The following is a 2,678-nucleotide window of genomic DNA, read 5'->3' on the forward strand; positions in this document are numbered from 1 at the left end:
AGAATATCAACGCTAACATGTTTTTTATATAACCATACCAAAACTTATTACCTCCTTTACAACCAATTTTAGATTGTTTATCATTTGCAACTTTAGATAAAGTCTTATTATTGAGCTTGTCATATTTTTGCTTCCTCAACTCATCACGTTCTTTCCAAAGACTAGCTTTTGAGATTAAATGAGAGGCATCCACAAAAGTAAATACCTCACTCATATAACCTTGCTTTCTTAGTTGATCTCTAAAGTTTGTAAATATTTTTGATAGTAAATTAGTACCTATCTTCTTACGTATTTTACTAAACACACAAAAGGACGGGCATCATAAAATAATTCTATACGAGAAATAATCCCATCATTAAATGATAATAATGAAGCACCTCGAAAAATACCGATAGGCTCTGGGCAGTCAAATTCAAGTGCTAGCATCACTTTATCATTAGAAGAAAATTTTTCACTGATTGTGAGATTTTTAAAAAACATAGCAAAATTTTTAGCAGCTTCTACAACTGATTCTTTACCATCCATAACTGATAATGGTCCTATAAAATGAATATTAGGATGCAAGCATGCGGCCATCTCTTTAAACTTCTTAGCACGCATAGAAGTATAGTAAGATACTGCTGTGTTTAGATTTTTATCATTCATATTATTCTCTACTAGTTTTTATACTTATGATATATTATTTTAAATACAATGTTAAGAGTAAAAAATGATTACTAATATTAAATAGTCAAAGAAATATATTTTGCAAAGCTAGAAATATTAATATAGATTAAGTACAAAAAGGAATTAGTAAGTAAAATGTCAAAAGATCAGAATTTAGACATCGAAAGAAAACAAGATCATATTGAAATTAATCTTACAAAAAACGTTGAATCTACGCTTACAAGCGGTTTTGAATCTATGCAATTTATTCACAACGCATTACCGGGAATTAACTACGATAGCATAGATACTACTAGTACTTTCCTTGGAAAATCTTTGCAAGCACCTATTCTCATTTCTAGTATGACCGGAGGTACGACTAGAGCCGGAGATATTAACTATAGACTTGCACAGGCAGCCCAAAAAGCCGGAATTGCTATGGGAATTGGCTCTATGCGGGTTTTGTTAACGAAGCCGGATACGATTAAGACATTTGCGGTAAGGGATGTTGCTCCCGATATCCCATTACTCGCCAATATCGGAGCAGTGCAGCTTAATTACGGAGTGACACCTAAAGAATGTCAGTATTTAGTTAATGCTATTAAAGCCGATGCCTTAATTTTACACTTAAACGTGTTACAGGAACTGACTCAACCGGAAGGTAATAGAAATTGGGAAAATCTTTTACCTAAGATAAGAAAAGTGGTTAATTACCTCTCTGTCCCTGTAATCGTTAAAGAAGTAGGATATGGTTTATCTAAACAAGTTGCTGAGAATCTTATAGAGGCAGGTGTTAAGATTCTTGATATTGCAGGGAGCGGAGGAACATCTTGGAGCCAAGTAGAGGCTTATCGTACTACAAATTCATTACAAAATCGTATAGCTAGTAGCTTTATTAACTGGGGAATTCCGACTTTAGACTCTCTAAAAATGGTGAGAGAAGTTTCAGGAAATATTCCGATTATTGCTAGTGGCGGGCTAAAGTCCGGTATTGACGGAGCAAAAGCAATCCGTATGGGAGCTAATATTTTTGGACTTGCCGGTCAATTATTAAAAGCGGCAGATATTTCTGAAAGCTTGCTTTCCGAAGAGATACAATTAATAATCGAACAGCTTAAAATTACCATGCTATGCACCGGATCACGCACTTTAAAAGATTTAACAGAAGCTGAGATAAAGTTGTGGTAGTTTATATATCAGTATTAAACTCAAAAACAACCCTTTCAGCTTTATAATCTCTTATAGAAGTAAGCTTAGTTTCTTCTTAATTGCCGGTTTATTTTCAGGAATAACTGAAACCTCCTATAACCCTTCATACATATGCCAAATTTACTTAGCTACTTCTCTACCTACTCCTTTATTTTGAAACCTTGCTATAATAAAAAATTCCCCCATATTCCAATCGATTTTATCATGAGTTCCAACTTTATTAAGTAATACAAAACCTGCTATTTCCTCATTTAATTTAACCAAATATGCTTTTCGATCTAGTTCTATAAAATATTTTTTATAATCACCGATTTCATATAAACCATCTTGCGGTAATGCCCAACCATATTTATCCGAGGTAAAACCACAATAACGTGACTCATATACATAAAACCGCCCCATATTTTGAATTAGAGGGTAATCAACGAGCGCAGCTGGGATTAACGTAATATTATTTTCAATCATTTTTTTATAAAACCGTTACTTGTCACATACATCATTCCATCAACGGTATGATCACCTAAATAATATTCAATAGGTGGATATCTAATACTCCAATCACTAGCATCAAGCATAATAGGCACAAGAATTTTTTTGAAAGAAATTTTAGAAAAATCTTCGACTTCTACAGGTGAAAAAGGATAATTGAACTCCTGAATACTATAATTATCTCCTTGAACTACTCCGCAACTTTGACATGTGGACATAAAATATCGTGCATTCACTGTAGCAGAGTAATTTATAGCATAATTATTAGTATATTTTAATATTTCTGAATAAGCAGACGAAGAAATATCTTGTATATAGGAAGTGTTGAGAGATAA

The 2,678-nt window shown here is 33.0% G+C and carries 5 protein-coding genes; 1 reads left to right on the plus strand and 4 read right to left on the minus strand.

From position 1 onward, the window contains the following. A partial coding sequence (locus SB78_RS03900) for a hypothetical protein (protein ID WP_041078821.1) occupies positions 1–304 on the minus strand: 304 nt, incomplete at its 3' end. Beyond that, on the minus strand, positions 277–645 hold the full coding sequence (locus tag SB78_RS03905; RefSeq protein WP_041078822.1) for a nuclear transport factor 2 family protein: 369 nt from the start codon (positions 643–645) through the stop codon (positions 277–279). The genes SB78_RS03905 and SB78_RS03900, both read right to left, overlap by 28 nt. A 156-nt stretch (positions 646–801) precedes the next feature. On the opposite strand from SB78_RS03905, the gene fni reads away from it, so the two are divergent. Continuing rightward, a complete protein-coding gene (fni, locus tag SB78_RS03910) occupies positions 802–1,833 on the plus strand; it encodes a type 2 isopentenyl-diphosphate Delta-isomerase (protein ID WP_041078823.1) in 1,032 nt (343 codons plus the stop codon). A 141-nt stretch (positions 1,834–1,974) separates the two neighbouring features. Here fni and SB78_RS10845 read toward each other — a convergent pair whose 3' ends face one another. Beyond that, positions 1,975–2,319: a GNAT family N-acetyltransferase gene (locus SB78_RS10845; RefSeq protein WP_052458488.1), complete on the minus strand. Its 345-nt coding sequence runs from the start codon at positions 2,317–2,319 to the stop codon at positions 1,975–1,977. Then, positions 2,316–2,678: hypothetical protein (locus SB78_RS09675; RefSeq protein WP_199402761.1), on the minus strand; the 363-nt coding region annotated here is incomplete at its 5' end. The genes SB78_RS10845 and SB78_RS09675, both read right to left, overlap by 4 nt.

Source organism: Rickettsia asembonensis, from assembly GCF_000828125.2.
GTDB classification, from domain to species: domain Bacteria; phylum Pseudomonadota; class Alphaproteobacteria; order Rickettsiales; family Rickettsiaceae; genus Rickettsia; species Rickettsia asembonensis.